Source organism: Actinocorallia lasiicapitis (genome assembly GCF_054778695.1).
Genome location: NZ_BAAGZI010000635.1, coordinates 1 through 1,977 on the forward strand (window position 1 = coordinate 1; position 1,977 = coordinate 1,977).

The 1,977-nt window shown below is 72.7% G+C and carries 2 protein-coding genes; both read left to right on the forward strand.

Annotated features, from left to right (window positions below; all coding sequences use genetic code 11):
• Positions 1-652 (forward strand): FHA domain-containing protein (locus ACYVE7_RS33185; RefSeq protein WP_460370425.1); only part of this gene is annotated, 652 nt, incomplete at its 5' end.
• On the forward strand, positions 652-1,977 hold a 1,326-nt coding region (locus ACYVE7_RS33190; RefSeq protein WP_460370427.1), incomplete at its 3' end, for a cation:proton antiporter. The genes ACYVE7_RS33185 and ACYVE7_RS33190, both read left to right, overlap by 1 nt.

A 1,977-nucleotide genomic window follows, 5' to 3' on the forward strand; every position in this document is an offset into this window, starting at 1 on the left:
CCGCCACGAGGTCGAGGGCCCGACGGCGCGCGCCGCCCACGAGGCCGTGACCCCCGGCGTCGCCCGCGTCACCCTGGTCGAGGACGTCCGCGACCAGCCGTTCGAGTCGGTCCTGCTGATCCCCACCGGACGGCCCGAAGCACCCGCCCCCCGGCAGACGGCGCCCGAACCCGACGCCCGGCCGCTGGTGTGGGGCGCCGACTGCAAGAACGGCCACTTCAACGATCCGCGCGTCCAGTACTGCGGGGTGTGCGGGATCGCGATGGTCCAGCTCTCGCTGATCCCCCGGCAGGCCGCACGGCCCCCGCTGGGGCTGCTGCTCCTCGACGACGGCACCACCTTCCGGCTCGACACCGACTATGTGATCGGCCGGTCGCCCGAGCCCGCGCCCGAGGTCGCCGGCGGGCTGGCCCGGCCCGTCCGGCTCACCGACCTCGAAGGCTCCGTCTCCCGGCGGCACATCAAGATCTCCCTCGACCAGTGGGACGTCCGGCTGACCGAGCTCGGCTCCGTCAACGGCACGTTCCTCACCGAACCCGACCGGCCGCAGCGCCGGCTCCAGCCGGGCGAGAGCGTGATCGTCCCGCCGGGCAGCGTGATCCAGGTCGGCGCCCAGCGGACCTTCCGCTACGAGTCGAACCGGAAACGCTGATGCGCGTCGACCTCCTGCTCCTGGACATCGTGATCGTGCTCGCGCTGGCCCGGCTGCTCGGCCACGGCGCCCGGCTGATCGGGCAGCCGCCCGTGATCGGCGAGATCGTCGCCGGGATCGCGCTGGGGCCGTCGCTGCTGGGCGATCTGTTCGGCGGCGACCTCTTCCCCAAAGAGATCGTCGACCCGCTGAAGTCGCTCGCCGACGTCGGGCTGGTGCTGTTCATGTTCGTCGTCGGGCTGGAGCTCGACCAGCGGCTCGTCCAGGGGAAGGGCAGGGTCGCGGCCGGGGTGAGCCTCGGCTCGACCGCCCTGCCGTTCGTGCTCGGCTGCGGGCTCGCCCTGCTGCTCGCCGACGACGACCACGCCCCCGACGGCAAGCGCCTGGCGTTCGTGCTGTTCCTCGGCGCGGCCATGGCGGCGACGGCCTTCCCCGTGCTGGCCAGGATCCTCACCGACCGGGACATGCACCGTACTCAGCTCGGCGGGCTGGCGCTGGCCTGCGCGGCCGTCATCGACGTGCTGGCGTGGACCGTCCTGGCGGCCGTCGTGGCGATCGCGGGCTCCGGCGAAGGCCAGTGGAAGGTGGCGCTGGTCGTCCCGTTCGGACTGGCGATGATCTTCGTGGGACGGCCGCTGCTGCGCCGGCTCGTCCCCTCCTACGAGCGGTCGGGGCGGCTGACCCCGAACCTGCTGGCCATCGTGCTGATCGGCCTGTTCTTCGCCGCCTGGGCGACGGAGTACCTGCAGGTCCACTTCATCTTCGGCGCGTTCCTGTTCGGCGCGATCATGCCGCGTGCCGGGGCGGCGAGCCGGCTCAACCACGAGATCCTGGAACGGCTGGAACAGCTCGCCGTCCTGCTGCTACTGCCGATGTTCTTCGTCGTGGCGGGGATGGGCGTCGACCTCACGGAGCTGGAGGCGGGCAGCGTCTGGCTGCTGCTGGCCATCCTGGCGGTCGCGATCACCGGCAAGCTGGCGGGCGCCTACGTGTCGGCGCGGTTCCTGCGGCTGCCGCACCGGCAGGCCGCGGGGCTCGCCGCGCTGATCAACACCCGGGGGCTGACGGAGATCGTCATCCTCAGCGTCGGGCTGCAGAAGGGCGTGCTCGACACCGAGCTGTACTCGCTGATGGTCGTCATGGCGCTGGTCACGACCGCGATGACGGGGCCGCTGCTCAACCTCGTCTACCCGCAGGCGCAGGTCGCGCGGGATCTGGCCGAAGCGGAGAAGGCCGCGCTCGGCGCGCACGCCGTCCACCGGATCGCCGTGGTGATCCCCTCCCTCGACCGGGCGGCCGAGCTCGCCGGGGCGGGCGCGGCCGCG